This is a genomic window from Pseudomonas sp. efr-133-TYG-23, assembly GCF_030209215.1.
In the GTDB taxonomy this organism is placed as follows: Bacteria; Pseudomonadota; Gammaproteobacteria; order Pseudomonadales; family Pseudomonadaceae; genus Aquipseudomonas; species Aquipseudomonas rhodesiae.
The window spans coordinates 135,408-152,987 of record NZ_JARVSL010000022.1 but is presented as its reverse complement, the minus strand read 5'-3'; the positions used below and the strand labels follow the sequence as shown (position 1 = coordinate 152,987).

At 62.8% G+C, this 17,580-nt stretch carries 24 protein-coding genes; 15 read left to right on the top strand and 9 right to left on the bottom strand.

All coding sequences use genetic code 11. The features are described 5' to 3' along the window. Positions 1 to 2: 2 nt before the first annotated feature. From ahbB (QRN41_RS16500) to QRN41_RS16475, 6 genes are read left to right on the top strand one after another with little or no spacing between them, the layout of a single operon-like run. Positions 3 to 491, top strand: coding sequence for a siroheme decarboxylase subunit beta (gene ahbB / locus QRN41_RS16500; RefSeq protein ID WP_034099829.1), 489 nt, complete (start codon positions 3 to 5; stop codon positions 489 to 491). Further along, the gene (locus QRN41_RS16495) at positions 484 to 927 is read left to right on the top strand and encodes an Lrp/AsnC family transcriptional regulator (protein WP_285421850.1); all 444 of its coding nucleotides are present in this window, start codon (positions 484 to 486) and stop codon (positions 925 to 927) included. The genes ahbB (QRN41_RS16500) and QRN41_RS16495 overlap by 8 nt, the downstream gene beginning before the upstream one ends. Next, complete coding sequence (ahbB, locus tag QRN41_RS16490) at positions 902 to 1,402, top strand: siroheme decarboxylase subunit beta (protein ID WP_034138478.1); 501 nt, start codon at positions 902 to 904, stop codon at positions 1,400 to 1,402. The genes QRN41_RS16495 and ahbB (QRN41_RS16490) overlap by 26 nt, the downstream gene beginning before the upstream one ends. A gap of 14 nt (positions 1,403 to 1,416) precedes the next feature. After that, complete coding sequence (gene nirJ, locus QRN41_RS16485) at positions 1,417 to 2,595, top strand: heme d1 biosynthesis radical SAM protein NirJ (protein ID WP_169903153.1); 1,179 nt, start codon at positions 1,417 to 1,419, stop codon at positions 2,593 to 2,595. A 43-nt stretch (positions 2,596 to 2,638) separates the two neighbouring features. Next, complete coding sequence (cobA, locus tag QRN41_RS16480; RefSeq protein WP_167417465.1) at positions 2,639 to 3,460, top strand: uroporphyrinogen-III C-methyltransferase; 822 nt, start codon at positions 2,639 to 2,641, stop codon at positions 3,458 to 3,460. Continuing rightward, positions 3,457 to 4,911, top strand: coding sequence for a nitrite reductase (locus QRN41_RS16475; RefSeq protein ID WP_285421849.1), 1,455 nt, complete (start codon positions 3,457 to 3,459; stop codon positions 4,909 to 4,911). Before cobA ends, QRN41_RS16475 begins: the two co-directional genes overlap by 4 nt. Here QRN41_RS16475 and QRN41_RS16470 read toward each other — a convergent pair. From QRN41_RS16470 to QRN41_RS16455, 4 genes are all read right to left on the bottom strand, one after another. Next, the gene (locus QRN41_RS16470) at positions 4,908 to 6,164 is read right to left on the bottom strand and encodes an oxygen-independent coproporphyrinogen III oxidase (RefSeq protein ID WP_285421848.1); all 1,257 of its coding nucleotides are present in this window, start codon (positions 6,162 to 6,164) and stop codon (positions 4,908 to 4,910) included. The genes QRN41_RS16475 and QRN41_RS16470 overlap by 4 nt on opposite strands. A 77-nt stretch (positions 6,165 to 6,241) precedes the next feature. After that, positions 6,242 to 6,685 carry a hypothetical protein gene (locus QRN41_RS16465; protein ID WP_285421847.1) on the bottom strand — a complete coding sequence of 148 codons (444 nt, stop codon included), beginning with the start codon at positions 6,683 to 6,685 and terminating at the stop codon, positions 6,242 to 6,244. Between the two features lie 67 nt (positions 6,686 to 6,752). Further along, positions 6,753 to 7,274: a putative natural product biosynthesis protein gene (locus tag QRN41_RS16460; RefSeq protein ID WP_285421846.1), complete on the bottom strand. Its 522-nt coding sequence runs from the start codon at positions 7,272 to 7,274 to the stop codon at positions 6,753 to 6,755. A gap of 60 nt (positions 7,275 to 7,334) precedes the next feature. Next, positions 7,335 to 7,718, bottom strand: coding sequence for a DUF2946 domain-containing protein (locus tag QRN41_RS16455; RefSeq protein WP_034138485.1), 384 nt, complete (start codon positions 7,716 to 7,718; stop codon positions 7,335 to 7,337). A 195-nt stretch (positions 7,719 to 7,913) separates the two neighbouring features. Between QRN41_RS16455 and QRN41_RS16450 the strand changes: the two genes are divergently transcribed. Further along, entirely contained in the window at positions 7,914 to 8,519 is a 606-nt protein-coding gene (locus tag QRN41_RS16450) for an SCO family protein (protein WP_034098508.1), read from the top strand. Next, positions 8,519 to 8,986, top strand: coding sequence for a copper chaperone PCu(A)C (locus tag QRN41_RS16445; protein ID WP_040268625.1), 468 nt, complete (start codon positions 8,519 to 8,521; stop codon positions 8,984 to 8,986). Before QRN41_RS16450 ends, QRN41_RS16445 begins: the two co-directional genes overlap by 1 nt. A 42-nt stretch (positions 8,987 to 9,028) precedes the next feature. Here QRN41_RS16445 and QRN41_RS16440 read toward each other — a convergent pair whose 3' ends face one another. Beyond that, the gene (locus QRN41_RS16440; RefSeq protein WP_094065932.1) at positions 9,029 to 9,358 is read right to left on the bottom strand and encodes a DHCW motif cupin fold protein; all 330 of its coding nucleotides are present in this window, start codon (positions 9,356 to 9,358) and stop codon (positions 9,029 to 9,031) included. 139 nt (positions 9,359 to 9,497) lie between these two features. Here QRN41_RS16440 and QRN41_RS16435 point away from each other — a divergent pair, with 139 nt between their 5' ends. Together QRN41_RS16435 and QRN41_RS16430 are read left to right on the top strand one after the other, a co-directional pair. Beyond that, positions 9,498 to 9,983 carry an HIT family protein gene (locus QRN41_RS16435; protein ID WP_034138546.1) on the top strand — a complete coding sequence of 162 codons (486 nt, stop codon included), beginning with the start codon at positions 9,498 to 9,500 and terminating at the stop codon, positions 9,981 to 9,983. A gap of 124 nt (positions 9,984 to 10,107) precedes the next feature. Next, the gene (locus tag QRN41_RS16430; RefSeq protein ID WP_034098514.1) at positions 10,108 to 10,377 is read left to right on the top strand and encodes a hypothetical protein; all 270 of its coding nucleotides are present in this window, start codon (positions 10,108 to 10,110) and stop codon (positions 10,375 to 10,377) included. A 21-nt stretch (positions 10,378 to 10,398) separates the two neighbouring features. Here QRN41_RS16430 and QRN41_RS16425 read toward each other — a convergent pair whose 3' ends face one another. Next, positions 10,399 to 10,875 (bottom strand): DUF488 domain-containing protein, encoded by a 477-nt coding sequence (locus QRN41_RS16425; RefSeq protein WP_285421845.1) that lies wholly within the window; start codon positions 10,873 to 10,875, stop codon positions 10,399 to 10,401. A gap of 105 nt (positions 10,876 to 10,980) precedes the next feature. Next, the gene (locus tag QRN41_RS16420; protein ID WP_285421844.1) at positions 10,981 to 11,493 is read right to left on the bottom strand and encodes a GNAT family N-acetyltransferase; all 513 of its coding nucleotides are present in this window, start codon (positions 11,491 to 11,493) and stop codon (positions 10,981 to 10,983) included. 357 nt (positions 11,494 to 11,850) lie between these two features. Between QRN41_RS16420 and QRN41_RS16415 the strand changes: the two genes are divergently transcribed. Both QRN41_RS16415 and QRN41_RS16410 read left to right on the top strand, forming a co-directional pair. Continuing rightward, complete coding sequence (locus QRN41_RS16415) at positions 11,851 to 12,342, top strand: GNAT family N-acetyltransferase (RefSeq protein WP_167417459.1); 492 nt, start codon at positions 11,851 to 11,853, stop codon at positions 12,340 to 12,342. Between the two features lie 17 nt (positions 12,343 to 12,359). Further along, positions 12,360 to 12,785: a GNAT family N-acetyltransferase gene (locus tag QRN41_RS16410; protein ID WP_034099831.1), complete on the top strand. Its 426-nt coding sequence runs from the start codon at positions 12,360 to 12,362 to the stop codon at positions 12,783 to 12,785. Between the two features lie 14 nt (positions 12,786 to 12,799). Here QRN41_RS16410 and QRN41_RS16405 read toward each other — a convergent pair whose 3' ends face one another. Next, positions 12,800 to 13,999 carry a TPM domain-containing protein gene (locus tag QRN41_RS16405; protein WP_285421843.1) on the bottom strand — a complete coding sequence of 400 codons (1,200 nt, stop codon included), beginning with the start codon at positions 13,997 to 13,999 and terminating at the stop codon, positions 12,800 to 12,802. A gap of 127 nt (positions 14,000 to 14,126) precedes the next feature. Between QRN41_RS16405 and QRN41_RS16400 the strand changes: the two genes are divergently transcribed. Together QRN41_RS16400 and QRN41_RS16395 are read left to right on the top strand one after the other, a co-directional pair. Continuing rightward, positions 14,127 to 14,942, top strand: a complete 816-nt coding sequence (locus QRN41_RS16400; protein WP_285421842.1) for an alpha/beta fold hydrolase — start codon at positions 14,127 to 14,129, stop codon at positions 14,940 to 14,942. Further along, positions 14,932 to 16,074 (top strand): PAS domain-containing sensor histidine kinase, encoded by a 1,143-nt coding sequence (locus QRN41_RS16395; protein WP_285421841.1) that lies wholly within the window; start codon positions 14,932 to 14,934, stop codon positions 16,072 to 16,074. Before QRN41_RS16400 ends, QRN41_RS16395 begins: the two co-directional genes overlap by 11 nt. On the opposite strand, the gene dapF is transcribed toward QRN41_RS16395, so the two are convergent. After that, entirely contained in the window at positions 16,062 to 16,865 is an 804-nt protein-coding gene (dapF, locus tag QRN41_RS16390) for a diaminopimelate epimerase (protein ID WP_167417455.1), read from the bottom strand. The two genes, QRN41_RS16395 and dapF, sit on opposite strands and share 13 nt — an antisense overlap. Before the next feature lie 79 nt (positions 16,866 to 16,944). Between dapF and QRN41_RS16385 the strand changes: the two genes are divergently transcribed. Beyond that, positions 16,945 to 17,445, top strand: a complete 501-nt coding sequence (locus QRN41_RS16385; protein ID WP_167417454.1) for a P-loop nucleotide/nucleoside kinase family protein — start codon at positions 16,945 to 16,947, stop codon at positions 17,443 to 17,445. Positions 17,446 to 17,580 lie beyond the last annotated feature (135 nt).

The window sequence follows — 17,580 nt, the reverse complement described above, 5'->3', positions numbered from 1 at the left end:
AGATGCTCGACCTGCGCCAGTGCCTGGAGCGCGGTTTGCCACGGGTCTCGCGGCCTTACGACGCGCTGGCGGAGCAGATCGGTGCCCATCACGACCAGGTGTTGCAGCAAATGCAGCACTGGCATGAACAAGGCTTGTTCCGGCGCGTCGGGCTGGTGCTTAACCATCGCGCCCTGGGTTTTGTGGCCAACGCCATGCTGGTGCTGGATGTGCCGGATGCCTTGGTGGATAACGTCGGCCAGCGCCTGGGCCGCGCGCCGGGGGTGAACCTGTGTTACCAGCGTCCGCGCCGCCTGCCGCAGTGGCGCTATAACCTGTTTTGTATGGTCCACGGCCGCGAGCGGGCGGTGGTCGAGGCGCACATCGAGACGCTATTGGCCGAGCACCTGCTCAACGACCTTCCCCACCAGGTGCTGTTCAGTACCCACGCGTTCAAACAATGCGGCGGACGTTTTGCGCCGCCACCGTCGCAGGTGTGGGCCCATGGATGAACGGGATCGCCAATTGATCAATCGCCTGCAGCACGGCCTGCCCCTGGTGCGTCAGCCCTGGCAGTCAGTGGCGCAGGAACTGGGCTGCGCCCCCGGTGAGGTACTCGACCGCCTGCACGCGTTGCTTGAAGACGGCGTGCTCACCCGGTTCGGCCCGATGTTTGATATCGAGCGCGTCGGCGGGGCGTTCACCTTGGCCGCGCTAACAGTGCCCGAGGCGCGCTTCGATGCCGTCGCCGAGCAGCTCAACGCCCTGCCCCAGGTGGCCCACAACTACCGCCGCGAACATGCCTGGAACATGTGGTTCGTGCTGGCCTGCGCCAGCCCTGAGGAACTCGACGCCACCCTGTCGCGCATCGAAACCCTGACCGGGTTGACGGTGCTCAACCTGCCCAAGGAGCACACCTACCATGTCGGTCTGCATTTCCCGGTCTGACAGCCCCCTGGCCCTGCGCCTGATCGCCCTCACCCAAGACGGCCTGCCGCTGCTGGAAGACCCGTGGGCGTGGCTGGCCGAGCAGTTGGGGATCAGCGTCGAGTCGACTCTCGATCTGCTCAAGCGCCTGCAAGCCGAGGGCGTGATCCGGCGTATCGCGGCGGTGCCCAACCATTACCGCCTGGGCTATCGGCATAACGGCATGACTGTGTGGGACGTGGCCGACGAGCAACTGCCACGCCTGGGCGAACTGATAGGCGCGCAGCCGTTCGTGAGCCACTGCTACCGCCGCCCCCGGCGCGCGGGCTGGCCCTACAACCTGTTCGCCATGGTGCATGGGCGCAGCCGTGAAGAAATCGACAGCTACCGCGAGCACCTGCGTTTTTTGCTTGCCGATGCCTGCCGCGCCGACGAGATGCTGGTGAGCAGTCGCATCCTGAAAAAAACCGGCCTGCGCTTGCCGCCGGCGCACTGAAAAAGGAATAGCCCATGCTGCGAATCAGTCAGTACTTGCGCACTTTGGCCGGCCAATGCCCGGCGCCGCGCGTCTCGGCCCCCGGCAGCAAGCGGCCGCCAGTGGTGATCTGGAACCTGCTGCGCCGGTGCAACCTGACCTGCAAGCATTGCTACGCCACCAGCGCCGACAGTGTGTTCCGCGATGAGCTGGACACCGCCACCGCGCTGCGGGTGATCGATGACCTGCACGAAGCCGGCGTGCGCGTACTGATCCTTTCCGGCGGCGAGCCGCTGCTGCGCGCAGATATATTCCAGCTGAGCGCCTACGCCCGCGACAAAGGCTTTTTCGTGGCGTTGTCCACCAACGGCACGCTGATTGATGAGCGCAATATCCAGCAGATTGCCGACGCGCATTTCGACTACGTGGGCATCAGTATCGATGGCCTGGAGGCGACCCACGATGCCTTTCGCCAGTCACACGGCAGCTTCCAGCGCTCGTTGCACGGCATACGTCTGTGCCGCGAAGCCGGCATTCGCGTGGGCCTGCGGACCACCCTGACCCAGGACAACCACGCGCAGCTGCCGCAATTGCTCGCACTGATGCGCGCTTACGACGTGCAGAAGTTCTACCTGTCGCACCTCAACTACAGCGGGCGCGGCAAGCGCAGCCGCCAACTGGACGCGCACCGGCAGATCAGCCGCGACGCCATGGCGCTGATTTTCCAGCAAGCCTGGGAGGACATCGAAAACGGCGTGGCCAGCGATTTTGTCAGCGGCAACAACGACGCCGACGCGGTGCTGTTGCTGCAATGGGTACATCGCCATCTGCCCGAGCACTACCCGCAGCTGGAGCACCTGTTGCACGGTTGGGGCGGCAATGCGTCGGGCAGCGGCATCGCCAATATCGACAACACCGGCGAGGTGCATCCGGACACCTACTGGTGGCAGCACTCGGTGGGCAATGTGCGCAACACCACATTCCGCCAGCTCTGGCTCGACCAACCCGACCCCTTGCTGCAGCGCCTGCGCGAATACCCGCGCCGCATCGGCGGGCGCTGCGCCGAGTGTCGCTGGCTGCCGATCTGCAACGGCAACACCCGTACCCGCGCCTGGGCCGATGGCGACCTGTGGGGCCCGGACCCGGGTTGCTACCTGAGCGACGATGAAATTGCCACGCGCTCGCCCAACCTGATTCCGTGCTCCACCCGGTGACACAACCGGGGCAGCGCTCCTGATGATCGACCAAGGATGTCCCATGCACACCACTGCCCTCCCCCCCAGCCTGCACAGCCCTTTGCATCCCGGTGAAGTCGCGCTGGTGGGCGCCGGACCCGGCGACCCACGCCTGCTTACCTTGCGCGCCTGGAGCCTGCTGATGCAGGCCGATGCCGTGGTGTTCGACCGGCTGATCAGCGCCGAACTGCTCACGCTGATCCCGCTCACCTGCGCCCGCCATTACGTGGGCAAGGCCAGCGGCCATCACAGCCTGCCCCAGGATCAACTCAACGAACTGCTGGCGGAACTGGCCGGCGAAGGCCAGCGCGTGGTGCGCCTCAAGGGCGGCGACCCGTTTATTTTCGGGCGCGGCGCCGAGGAGCTCGAATACCTGCTGGCGCGGGATATTCCGTGCCAAGTGGTGCCAGGGATCACCGCCGCGTCCGGGTGCAGCGCCTACGCCGGAATCCCGTTGACCCATCGCGATCTGGTCAACTCGTGCCGTTTCGTCACCGGGCACCTGCAGCGCGACGGTGCGCTGAAATTACCCTGGGCCAGCCTTGCCGAGCCGAGCCAGACCCTGGTGTTCTATATGGGCCTGTCGAACCTGGCGCTGATCGCCGAACACCTGATGGCTGCCGGTTTGTCGGCGGATACCCCGGCGGCGCTGATCAGCAACGGTGCGCGCGCCGATCAACAGGTGGCCCGTGGCACCTTGCGCCAGTTGCCGACCCTGGCCGCCGACTGCGAACCCGGCGTGCCAACCCTGACGGTGATCGGCCAGGTCGTGGACCTGTTCGCCGGCGCCGCCCTGCACTTCCCGGCCAGCCTGGCAGCGCCGCGCGCAGCGGTGGCGGTATGAAACGCCTGCTGCTGGTGCCGCTGTTGTGGGCCAACGTCGCCCACGGTACGCCGGCCGAGGATTACCGCCAGTACTGCGAGCAGTGCCACGGCCTCAACCGCATCGGTGCCAGCGGCCCGGCGTTGCTGCCTGAGAGCCTGGGGCGGATCAAGCCCGACGAGGTGCGCCAGGTGATACGCGACGGCCGACCCGCCAGCCAAATGGCCGGATTCGCCGCGCAATTGGACAGCGCGCGCATCGACGGCCTGGCGGATTTTCTGCAACAGCCGCCGGCATCGCCACCGACCTGGGATGCCCAGGCGATCCGCGCCAGCCACACCGTACTGGCGGACCTGAGCCAACTGCCGACTACCCCGCAGCACCACGCCGACCCGCTCAACCTGTTTGTGGTGGTGGAATCGGGGGATCACCACATGGACATTCTCGACGGTGACACTTTCAATGTGCTGGACCGCTTCCCCACCCACTTCGCGGTACACGGCGGGCCGAAGTTTTCCCCGGATGGGCGCTTTGTGTACTTCGCCTCCCGGGACGGCTGGATCAGCCAATACGACCTGCATAACCTCAAGCTGATCGCCGAAACCCGCGTCGGCCTCAACACTCGCAACCTGGCGGTGAGCAAAGACGGGCGCTGGGTGCTGGCGGGCAACTACCTGCCGGGCAATCTGGTGCTGCTGGATGCGCGTGATCTGTCGCTGGTCAAGATCCTGGACACCGGTTCGCGGGTCAGCGCCGTGTATACCGCACCGCCGCGCAACAGCTTTATCGTCGCGCTCAAGGATCTGAACGAGGTGTGGGAACTGGCGTATGCCGACGCGCAACCGCGCTTCGAGCCCCGGCGCATCCAGGCCCAGGACGTGCTCGATGACTTTTCGTTTTCTCCCGACTACCGACAGTTGGTCGCCACCTCGCGCAAGGCCGGGGGCGGCCAGGTAATCGACCTGGACAGCGGCGCGGTGGTCACCGATATCCCGCTGGCGGGCATGCCGCACCTGGGCTCGGGCACCTATTGGCAACGCGATGGGCACTGGGTGTTCGCCACACCGAATATCAGCAAAGGGCAAATCTCGGTGATCGACCTGAACACCTGGGCGCTGATCAAACAGATTCCCACCCTGGGTCCAGGCTTCTTTATGCGCAGCCATGTGAACTCACGCTATGTGTGGAGCGACGTGTTCTTCGGCCCGGACAACGACGCCATCCACCTGATCGACAAACAGACCCTGGAAATCTCCCACACCTTGCGCCCGGTGCCGGGCAAGACCGCCGCCCATGTGGAATTCACCCGCGACGGGCGCTACGTGTTACTGAGCATCTGGGCCACGGACGGCGCGTTGATCGTTTACGACAGCCAAACCCTCAAGGAGGTCAAGCGCCTGCCCATGAACAAGCCGTCGGGCAAATACAACGTGGGCAATAAAATCGAATTCGCCGAGGGCACTTCCCACTAGGCCTGTTCGAACAACCCACACAGCTCATCCACCTGCCGGCGCCCGTCCGGCAGCACACACAGAAACTGCGCCGACAATTCGATCAGGCCGTCCCGCGCCCATTGCTCCAATAGCGGCCAGAGCGTGGCGAAATACTGGGAAAACACCAACCCGTAACGCCGCTCGATGGCCTGGATATCCAGTTCCAGGTCGCAGGCCAAGCGCTCCACCACGTATTCGCGCAACCCGTCGCCGACCTGGCGTTGCCAGCCCTGGCAGGTAGGGAGCTGGCCATTGTGCAGGGCTTGGGCGTAGGCCGGTTCGGTGCTGCTGTTTTGCGCGCACAGGCCGTCGATCTGGCTGATGGCGCCCAGGCCCAGGCCGATATGGTCGCAATAACCGTGCAGGGTGAAGCCTTCGCTGGTGCGGCTCAGGCGGCCGCGCTCCTGGGCCTGGATCAGGTCGTCGTCGCCACGGGCAAACAGGCCCAGGCCGATGTAGTGGTAACCCGCCGCGCCGAGGCGCTCGAAGCACAACTGGCGCATTTCGGCTTTATCCGCCGCGCTGCATTGCGCCTGGGCAGGCTGGGCCAGATAACGGCTGGGCGGCCGGGCGTAGTCAAACACCTGCAGGCGGTCCGGCTCCAGGGCGATCAGGCTGGCGAGCTTGGTATCGAAGCTGGCGAGGGTCTGCCAAGCGCTGCCGTAGCCGAGATCGACGCTGACCGAACGGAAATCGAAAGTGCGCGCCGCATCGATCAAGGACTGGATCGGCGCTGGGTCGCGGTACCAGGCCAGGGCGTGCGCCCCTTCGGCGCGCGCGTCGGGCACGCCGATACAGACGTGGTTGAAGCCCAGGTCGCGCAGCAGACCCATGCCGGCCCAATCGGTGTGGTACGGGTCGAGGTCGATGCCGTAGTCACCGCGGCCAGGAGCGAGAAAATGAAAGCGCTCGCGCATGGCCGCCATCAGTGTTTGTACCGCGCCGATGCTCGCCGCGCCGCGCCACTGGAAGTACTCCAGCGGCTGGCGAGCGCCCAGGTGGCAGCCGACCAGCTGGATCTCTTGGGCCAGGCTGCGTGGGTATTCGTCACTCGGTGGGTTGGCCGGCCAATGCAGGGTCACGGCCAGCGGGCGTTGCCGTTGGCGGCTGGTGCGCAGGGCGCGCAACATATCCAGGGAGCCTATGCCAGGGTGGAAACGGCGGATATCGGCCTGGCCATTCAGGTCCAGCACGCCTGGACCGTGACGAGCGAGGGGGATGACAGTGTGCATGGCAGGCTCCGGATCAAGGGGCGGTGAGCCATTGTCCGGCGGCGGGCCTCGACGCACCTTGATGTGCATCAAGGGCCCTACCAGCTGAGGTAGAACATGCTCTTGGCCAACAGCACGATGGCGACCATATGCCCAAACAGGCTCAGGTGTACCCCGCGCAGGTAGCGCTCGCTGGCGCGGCCACGGCGCATAAGCAGTAAGGTCGTCACAAAATGCAGCAGCACACTGGCGGCCAGTAGCAGTTTGAGCGACAGCAACATGCCAAAGGACGACGCCGTAGGCGCGGCCAGCACCGGCAGGTATCGCAGCCAGACCATGCCGAGACCGGCACCGAACAGCACCAACAGCACCCACGGCATCAGCGCCCGGGCGCGGCGGCCGATGCCTTGTTCCACCAACACCCGCGCCCGGGCGGGCAATTGCGCCTGCACCTTGGCCAAAATCAGCACTTCGAAAAACACCGTGCCGATAAAGATCAGCGCCGCGAACAGGTGGGTCAACAGAAACAGCAGATAGAGCATGATGGCCTCACAGATCGCACCGGGATTGCAGTGTGGCGCGCGCGGCGGCGGGCCACCTTGATGCCGATCAAGTCAGCACCTGCCAGCCGTAGCACTCACCGCGCCGGCTCAGCGGGCTCCAGACGAAATCCCAGCCGGACGCTGGCAATGGCGGTTGTTCAACGGCGGCGGGCGGCGTGACTTTCCAATCGAATACCCGCAGCGCGCGCCACGCCAGCACGATGCCCTCGGCCTGGCTGTGGTCGGTATTGATCCAACTCGCCGCAGCGGCGGCCATGAACGCTTCGATGGGTTCCTCATTGATGCGCGTGCGGTAGGCCGAGCCGAGCAACCAACGGCACACGTTCAGGTGGTAGGTCCAATCCGCGGCCGGCTGGTTGCGGTAGGCCCAGGTCATAAAGCTGCGAAACAGGTTCAGGCCTTCGGGTGGGTCGAGCTTGAGCAGCGCCGGGCAGATGTCGAACAGGCTGTGCCAATACGGCAACAGACGCGCGTTCAGGTGGACGAAACAGCGGGCATTACTGGGGTATTGCGCAGGCGCCGGTGCTGCGCGCAGGCGCACGGCGCCGGCTGGCGATGGATGATTCATGAACGCACTCACACTCGTGACGATAGAACGCCCCCTGGTCACAGGGGCCCAAGGCACACGTCAGCAGGCGGGAGAAGCGCGGGGGTTGGCCGAGGGCCAGGCGTAGCGCGGCGGCGCTTTGTTGCGCTGGGCATGGGCTGCGCGCGGGGTTTGACCCAGGCCGAGCAGCCAGGCCAAGCCGATCAGGAACACCAGGGCGACGGTCAAGGCGGCGCACACCGGGCAGGCAAAGTAGTTCGAAATGTTGCTGGAAGCCGCGTCGCCCGACCCTTTATCGGAAAGTGGCGCCGGTTTGCCGTCCACCGAACAGAACGCCCCGCCGATTCCATTGAGCTGCTGGCCGAGCATCTGACCATGGCTCAAACCGCACACGAACAGGTTCATCAGCACGCAGCAGTACAGGATCCAGGCGATCAGCGAACGGTCGGGCAGGCTCAATTTCATGGCCGCGACTCTACCATCCCAGCCGCCGACGGATGAAGCGCGACGCGCCCCTGTGGCAGAACGTCGCAGATTACGCAGGCCGGCGTGGGTTGGTAGACTTGCCGCCCTCCTCGTTTCTTACTTCAAATGCCTGCTTTTTCACGGCCTGATGGGTAGATCCAGCGCAATGCAGGCGTTTCACAGGATGCACAGTTGATGAGTACGTTATTCACCCGCCGCAAGGTCCTGACCGGTATGGGCTTGTTGGGCCTGGGCCTGCTGGCCGGTTGTGACAATAGCCCCAAACTGAACTTCAAGTACGGCAAGGACTTGAGCGACAAGATCATGGGTCGCACGTTCAAGCTCAAGAACACCGAGGGCGAGACGGTCACCCTCAGTTCCTATCGCGGCCTGATGCCGGTAGTGTTCTTCGGCTTTACCCAATGCCCGGCGGTGTGCCCCACCACCCTCGCCCGCGCTGCCCAGGCCAAGAAGCTGATGGGCCGCGACGGCGAGATCATGCAGGTGATCTTTATCACCCTGGACCCAGAGCGCGACACGCCGGAGATTCTCGACAAGTACGTCAAGGCCTTCGACCCCAGCTTCGAAGCGCTGTACGGCACCCCGGAAGAAATCGCCGTGGCCGCCAAGGAATTCGGCATCTTTTATGAAAAGATCCCGGCCGGCGACACCTACACCCTGTCCCATACCGCCACCAGTTTTGTCTTCGACACCCGTGGCAACCTGCGCCTGGGGCTCCAGGCATCCCTTACCGCTCAAGAGTGCGCAGAAGACCTGCTCACCGTCATGGAGGTCTGCTAATGACTGCCGTTCAACACCTCAAGCGCCTCACCCTCGGCCTGACCCTGCTGGGCCTCGCCGCCCACGCCAGCGCCCAGGTGCAGGTCAGCGACGCCTGGGTCCGCGCGACCGTCCCGGGCCAACCCGCCAGCGGCGCATTCATGACCGTCACCGCCGACGTCGACAGCAAGCTGCTGCGCGTGGCCTCGCCGGTGGCCAAGGACGTGCAGATCCATGAAATGAGCATGCAAGACGACGTGATGCGCATGGGCCCGGTGGACTCGGTGGCCCTGCCTGCCGGCAAAGCCGTCACCCTCGACCCCAATGGTTACCACGTGATGCTGATGGGCCTGACCGGCCAGATCAAAGAAGGCGACCCGGTGCCGCTGACCCTGACCGTGGAAAACGCCAAGGGCGAACAGCAAGCCGTTGAAGTCAAGGCTATCGCTCGTGGCGTGGACGGCATGGCCCCTAGCCATAAGCATTGATTGCACCCGTTCGGTAAGGGTTGGCTCACCTCAACCCGCCCATCAATCCACGATAAACAGCTTCGCACCGTGCAGCGTCGATGAACGGTGCGCTTCCATCTCATTGCCCACCTGATAACTCATCCCGGCCGTCAACGTAAACCGACGCCCATCCGCCAGCTCGGTGTGCAACTCGCCTTCCAGACACAGCAACACATGCCCACGGGTGCACCAGTGATCCGCCAGGTACCCGGCGCTGTACTCCACCATACGCACGCGAGTCGTACCAAAGTGCCCGGTGCGCCAGGTAGCGCTACCGGTCACACCGGGGTAGATGACCGGTTCAACAGTGGACCAATCGGTGGTGCAAAACGGGACGGCGGTAAGATCCATGGGGGACTCGGTCGTGGGTTAGGGTGGCTTGAGGCTAACTGGCTGATTGGGGGGCGGGTAGACACAGATGGAGTGGTTTTGCGGCATACAGGCAAGCGTGCTTGTTATTCTGCTCGCCCATCTCCGAGGAGACATGCTGATGCTGATCGACCCCGCTTACGTCTTGTTTGAGACCGACCATTGGCAGCTCAATCATCACCTGACGTCCAGGCTACCGGGTTACTTGATGCTGGGCGCCAAGGCGCCGATAGATTCTCTTGCCGACATGCCCGACGCCGCACTGGCCGAACTGGGGGGATTGCTGGCGAGAGCCCAGCGGATTATGGAGACGCAGTTGCGGCCAAAGTGGCTCTATATCAGCCGCTATGGGCATATGCCGGGCTTCCCGTTGCATTTTCATTTGATCCCGGTGTACGACTGGGTGGAAGACGCGTTCTGGCAGGATGAACGTTATCGGCAGTTGCAACGCTTTGGCTCGCATAACCCGACCCAACTAGTGACCGACGGGGCTGAGCTGACGCTATTTGTATGGCGCGAGTTCGGCGAGAGTCCGACGACGCCGGCGACTCAAGGTCCGTCCGTCGCGCAGGTCATCAACCGCCTGCGCGCCTGTATGCGCGACTGATACCGACCTTTGCGTGAACTGACATAGCGGTGATGCAGGCGATCTGCATATGCGGTTACACGTCTATCTGGCAGTTTTCCGGTCTCTGGATACAGTTCAAATAAGACGTCTGGATATGGCCCGCATGAAACGCAAAGTTCGGATATTGATCGGTGTGGACAGCATTTGTGCGGGGAGAGTTTTGCCCGCAGGTGATTGGTGCGAGCGGCGGGTGTTGCTGGACAGGCTGAAAATTTATGAGAATTTTGACGCCTTGGATAAAGCCAGGGCTGAGCATAACGTCACGCTAGGCCTGATCAAACCTGCACGCGTCACCGCACTTCGCATTCAGAAATCAGCCTCGCAAGCATGGACTTCGGAGGAAATTGACAAGCTGCAATCAACCAGTGGTTGATCGTGAGCCTGATTTATCCGCCTAAGCCACAGAAAGAAGACGATCATCAAATAGCGTTGTTTTGAAGGGTAGGTGTTGAATGTCGAGCGAGGGCTTCAATTCCAGCGCGGCTTCAGCGATCAAACTGCGGTGGCAAAAACGGGCGTCCGCCTCATAACAGACCATACAAATCCGCTGCTGGGCTGCATTGCAAACCAGCTCGTTCAACACCGTGCCTTGGGTGCGGATATAAGCCCTGAACTCGCGCGCATAGGTTGTCCAATCACCGTCTTCCTTGTACTGCTTGCGTATGGGCTTTGGGCAGCCGAGCGACCGATTATGCTCATAAGCGATCCCCTGTGCGGCCAGATCCCGGGCAAAGGCATTTTTGGAAAAACCTTTTTTCCGCGATAACGGGTATTCACGCACATCCAGCACTCTGTCGATCCCGGCCTGCTTGAGTCGTGCAATGAATGCGTCGATGGTCAGTCCCTCGTAGCCTGCGATGTAGAGGTTCATGCAGATTCTCCTAAGGCCTGCCGGCGCGATCAAATGGTAAAAAAACGCCGGGGCTATAACATCGGCTGAAATTGACGAGCCGTGGCGAGTGACGAGCGGAGCCAATTATTGCGTAACAAACCTATGGCCCTCGCTCATCAGGCCATCGGTTCGGCCAACCCGCTTCTTCATCGGGATACACGCCAACTGCAACCCCGACGGTGAGTGGTAAATGGCCTGTTCATCCCCGACATAACCACATGCTCGATAGAAACTCGCGGCGTTCAACGTCGCATCCAGCACCACCTCTTCAATCGACAGTTCCCGCGCGAGACTTTCAAGGTGATCCAGCATCGCCTTGCCATAGCCACGCCCGGTGAAAGCGGGCAACACGAACAGCGCACCGATTTCGTTGTTGTCCAGGTCAAGCATGCCGGTGGCGACAGGCTCGTCGTTGAACCAGCCCAGATAAAACGATCTGTCCATCAGTGCGCTGTAGCCGTCCTCAGCGTTGCCACGCGTCCAGAGTGCCATTTGTTCAGCGGTGTAGGCGCCGACGCATTGGCTGCGGATGGCTTCGCGGCGGATGTCAAACGCGGCATCGGCATCGTTGAGGGTGGCGCATTTTATTTCCAGCATGAGGTCCTTCCTTCATACGTATTCATACCCGCTCGGGTGAATGAATAACGGTCGCTATCCGTGCGTAGTTGGTAAGCCTGGTTTCGCCAATGGTATGCGGCGCGGGTTCAGTGATAGATGCGCTGACCGACACGCCGCCATCGGGGGCAAGCCCCCTCCCACATTGGTATCTCGGTTACCGTCAGGTTTCACACTGCCTGCTTGACGTCGACGACCATGGCCAAAATCGTCGAAAAAGTATCCGTTACCATGCTTGACGCGAACAAGCCCCTTCCCATTTTTTGAGCCCTGTTCAGCGCAGAGGCCCAGCGAGGCCGCTATGATGTGGCCTTTCGCTCAATGTCCCAGGAAACACCCATGCCTGCCCTAACCCTGCGCAACGCCCTCCCCACTGATGCCGCTCGCTGCTATGCAATCGAAATCGCCGCCTACGAAGGCGACGAAGCCGCGACGCTGGAAAAGATCGCCACGCGCATTGCGCAGTACCCCCAGGGCTTTCTGATCCTGGAGGCGGATGGCGAGGTGGTGGGGTTTATCAACAGCGGCTGCGCCCATCAGGTGGTGATGTCGGACGAGGCGTTCAAGGAGTTGGTTGGCCATGCGCCCGAGGCGCCGAATGTGGTGATCATGTCGGTGGTGGTCGACCCGGCACATCAGGGCCACGGCTATTCCAACGTGCTGATGACCGAGTTCGTGCAGCACATGCGCGTCATGGGCAAACAGACGATTCATTTGATGTGCAAAGAGCAGCACGTGCCGCTGTATACGCGCATGGGTTACACCTATGTACGGCCATCGCCTTCGGATCACGGCGGGATGGCGTGGCATGAGATGGTGATGGCGCTGTAATCCAGGGAGGATCGATGATGACCGCACCGCGCATTGAAATCAGCGACCAACCCAACCCCGAAGCCGAGCGCATTCTGGGTGGCGGTCTGGCCGCGTTCAACGAGGCCATCACCGGTTACAACGACCGCGTGCCGCTCACGCTGTTGATCAAAGATCCGGACACCCAGCAAATCCTTGGCGGCATCAGCGGTAAAACCACCCTCGGCATGGCGTTCCTCGATCTGTTTCACCTGCCCGACTCACTGCGCGGTGCCGGGTTGGGCCGACAGTTGCTGCACGCTTTCGAGGATGAAGCCCGGCGCCGAGGCTGCCGGCAGGCGGTGCTGTATACCCTCAGTTTCCAGGCGCCGGGGTTCTACGAAAAACACGGGTGGGTGCGGTTTGGCGAGATCCCGTGTGACCCCGTCGGCAGTAGCCGGGTGTTCTTGTCCAAGACCCTGTGAACGCTGGCGTGACTTCACCAACTCCCCGACGCCCCGCCACCGCCGCTGGAACCGCCACCACCGGATGAACTGCTGCTGGAACTTGAACTCGAACTGGAGCTGCTGGAGCTTGACCCGCCACCCGACCCGGTCCCCGCGCTGCTTTGGATAAACACAAACAGCGCCAGAAACGATGCGATCGGCACCGCGATCAGCCAGCCCTGGGCGCCGTGCCCCAGCAGCAGCCCCGCCGCTGCGTAGATCGCCGCCACCGCAAACAATCGCAGCAGGAACCCGCGCGGGCTGTTCTTCCAGGAAGCCTTGATCAGCAGAAACAGCAGGACGTACAACCCCAGGACCACCAGGCCACCCAGCGGCCACGCCAGCCAATGGACATAACTGAGGTCCACAAACCGGTTCGCTATCACCACCCCGAGGATATAGGTCAACAGCCCTATCACAGCGTAGAAGGCTGCGCGCGCCAGCCACAATGCACCGAACGTCGCGCCGCCGATCAACAGGGTCAGCGGCACCACCAGCAGGTACATAGGCCATTCGCGGCCACCGGCAAAGATCGCCAATCCGACGGTAATCACCAGTGTGGCGATCAGCGCAGCGCGCCAACCTACCTTGCGCGCCGCGAGCAGCACACCAGCGATGGCGCCGAGGATAAATGCCAGCAACACTGCGATAGCGCCGGGCGCGATGGCCGAACCGGCGACCGCCGGCAGATCGCCGCCATCCACTAATGTGATCAGGTCATCGACCGCTTGTTGTATCCCTCCTGCATAGTCGCCCTGGCGAAAAGCCGGGGTGATATGTTCCGCGATGATGCGGTGCGCCAGCAGGTCGGTGACCGTGCCTTCAAGGCCGTAGCCCACTTCGATGCGCACCTTGCGATCGTCCTTGGCCACCAGCAACAGGATGCCGTCGTTAACGTCCTTGCGCCCCAGCTTCCAGGCGCGGAACAGTTGATTGGTATAGTCCTCAAGGTCCGCGCCGCCTAGGGTGGGCACCAACAGCACGGCGACTTGCGCGCCTTTGCGCTGTTCCAAGTCAGCCAATTGTTGCTTGAGGCGGGCGGTAGTAGCGGCGTCCAAGGTATCGGTCAGGTCGATCACCCGCTGGTCCAAGGCGACGCCGATGGGAGAAGTCTCGGCGCGAACGGTCAGCAACAGGCTGGCACACACAAGCACCAGCAGACTCAAAAGTGTTTGCCGCAACCGACGCATCATATTTGTTACCTGAGGTTTCTTCCTGAAGACGCCGACTTTACCCCATCGGCGCTATAACGCGTGACCCAAAGCGCTTGACTATCTAAACTGGCCGCCAATAGCGATACGCCATAATCTTGAGATGCCCATGGATCTACGTCACCGCAACAACGTCAACGTCATGGGCAACGGGACCTCGACCCTGGTGTTCTCCCACGGTTTCGGCTGCAACCAGGCCATGTGGAACGACTTGGCGCCACCGTTTCTAGAGCACTTTCGCGTAGTGCTCTATGACTTGGTGGGCGCGGGCCTGTCGGACCTGAGCGCGTTCGACAAGACCAAGTACGGCACGCTGGACGGCTACGCCCACGACTTGAACGAGATTATCGACGCCTATGCCGAGGGCCCGGTGATTCTGGTCGGGCATTCGGTCAGTGCAATGATCGGCACCCTCGCCGACCGCCTGGCGCCAGGGCGTATCGCGGCCCATGTGATGATCGGCCCGTCGCCGCGCTATATCGATACGGACGGTTACGTGGGCGGTTTCAAGCGCAGCGATATCGATGAGCTGCTCGACACCCTCGACAGCAACTACCTGGGCTGGTCCAGCGCCATGGCCCCGGTGATCATGGGCGCGCCGGGGCAACCGGCACTCAGCGACACCCTGACCGACAGCTTTTGCCGCACCGAGCCGGATATCGCCAAGCACTTCGCACGGGTGACGTTCACCTCGGACAACCGCCAGGACGTGATCGGCCTGACCACCCCGGTGTTGATCCTGCAATCGAGCGATGACCTGATCGCCCCGGTGGCGGTGGGCAAGTACCTGCACAGCGTGATGCCCAACAGCACGTACTGCCTGGTGGACAACGTCGGCCACTGCCCGCATATGAGCGCCCCCCAAGCGTGCGCGGCGGCCATGCAGGGTTTCCTGGCGCCGTGGACGGCGACCCGTGCCGGCTGAGTTATTCGACAGCGCCGCGTGTGCCCTGGCCGTTACCGGCGAAGACGGCACGATCCTCAAGGCCAATGCGCGGTTCGGCGATTGGCTGGGGTTCAGTATTGCCGAGCTGTGCACGCGCAGGTTTCAGGACCTGCTGACCATGGGTGGGCGAATTTTCCACCAGACCCATCTGGCCCCTATGCTGCGCATGCACGGCAGCGTCACCGAAGTGAAACTGGACATCCTGCACCGCGATGGCCACAAGGTGACGGTGCTGCTCAACGGCAATAAACGCCAGCAGGCCGATGAGGTGGTCTACGACCTGGCGCTGTTCGGCACCACCGACCGCGACAAATACGAACGCGAACTGCTGAACGCCCGCAACCTGGCCGAAGCGTTGCTGCAGGAAAAAACCTCCACCGAACTGGCTTTGCAGAATGCCCAGGCGGAGCTGAAGCAGGCCTACGCTATCTCCCAGCGACGTGCGGTGTTCGCCGAACAAATGATGGCGATCGTCAGCCACGACCTGAAAAACCCGCTGACCGCGATTCGCATGGCCTCGGACTTTCTCAGCCGCAACGAGCGCACCGCCAAGGAGCGTCAGCTGTTGGGGCATATCGGCCAATCCTCAGAACGCGCCCAGCGCATGATCGCCGACCTGCTGGATTTCACCCAGGCGCGGGTCGGCCACGGCATCGTGATCAAAGCCGCGCCACTGGACCTGCACAACGTGATTCATCGCGCGGTGGATGAACTGCGTGTGGCCTTCCCCAAGGCCACCCTGGTGCATTGCACCGAAGGCGCGGGCGAGACGTGCCTGGACGCCGACCGCGTGCAGCAAATCATCGGCAACCTGGTGGCCAACAGCGTGGCCTATGGCGATCTACAGCAGCCCATCACCATCACCTCGTGCCTGGACAATGGCGCAGGCGCGGTATCCGTGCATAACCACGGCGCGCCGATCCCTCAAGTCTTGCTGGCCGGGCTGTTCGAACCGATGACCCGCGGCACCGACCAAGGCAGTGATGTGCGCAGCGTAGGCCTGGGTTTGTACATCGTGCGCGAATTGGCCAAGGTGCATGGCGGCGATGTGACGGTAAGTTCCTGCGCGACCGCCGGCACTACGTTTACGGTGACGTTTCAGAACACGTAGGCGTTGCCCTGCATGACCGGCTCGACACTGCCGGTCAACACCACTGCGCCTCTCCCGTCCCAATCCACCCTGACCGTGCCGCCATCGCATTGCACCTGCACCCTGCTGTCCAGCAAACCACGGCGGATACCATTGACCACTGCCGCACAACAACACGTTCCCGAGCCCAACGGCACGCCGCCGCCGCGCTCCCAGATACGCAGGCGGATGTGGCCACGGTTGAGCACCTGGACGAAATGTACGTTGGTTCCCGCCGGGAATAATGGATGCTGCTCCAGCTCCGGACCCGCAACGGCCGGGTCGACGGCGAGGATATCCGCCACGAAAAACGTGCAATGCGGGTTGCCCATGCTGCACGCCGCCGGGCGCCCTTCGAGCGGTAAGTCAAGGGTGTCCAGGGCTTCGGCCAACGGTACTGCTGCCCACTCCAGCGACGGCGGCCCCATGCTTACCGACACCCGCCGCCCTGCCTCGCGCGTGCAAGTGAGCAAGCCGCGATCGGTCCGCAGCACAATCGAGTCACTGCCGGCTTCATGCATCAAACGGTCGGCCACCCCTCGCGTCGCACTGCCGCAGGCTTGCAAGGCCGTGCCATTGGCATTCCAGAATTTGACGCGTGCGGCGGCGTCATCGCAGTCCAGCAGCACGGCCAGTTGATTGAAGCCGATGCCGGTATGACGATTGCCCAAACGCCGAGCGATCTGCGCGGTAATGGGGTCGTCCAGACCCCGGCGGTCGATGATGATGAAGTCATCACCCAGGGCGTGCATTTTCACGAAAGGTAGAGTCACGGGCTGTCCTGAGGTCGACCGCAGAGGGAACCTGAGGATACCCTGAAGCCGCCGCCTTGACCTATCGAAGGACCGAACCATGCTTATCGTCTTCAGCGGATTGCCCGGCACCGGCAAGACCACCCTGGCCTATGAACTGGCGCGGCGGCTCAACGCGGTTCACCTGCGGATCGATGTGATCGAGCAGGCCATTCGCGATGCCGGGGTGCTGGCGGGCGATGTGGGCAGCAGCGGTTACGGTGTGGCCAATGCCGTGGCGTTGAGCAATCTGCGCTTGGGCCATTGTGTGATCGCGGACGGTGTCAACCCCGTGCGGGAAAGCCGCGCCGCTTGGCAAACGGTAGCCCTGGCGGCGGGCGTCGAGTTAGTGGACGTACAGGTGATTTGCTCTGACCGACAAGAACATCAACGCCGGGTTGAATGCCGTACGGGGGATATCCCCGGCCTGACGCCACCCACCTGGCGGTCGGTGATGGCCCATGAGTACGAAGCCTGGGCGCAGGCGCCATTGAGCGTTGACACGGCGAACCTATCGGCAGCCGAGGCGGTTGAAAGGCTGCTCGCTCATCTGGGGCGATAAGTGGAATCGCGCTGGTGTTTTTGGGGCTGCTGCGCCACCCAGCGCGGGGCAAGTCCGCTCACCCCATAAAGCCACCCTAAGCACGCTTTTGCCGTGAGCTTTTAGGTGGCGAGCGGGCTTGTGGAATCGTCGCAC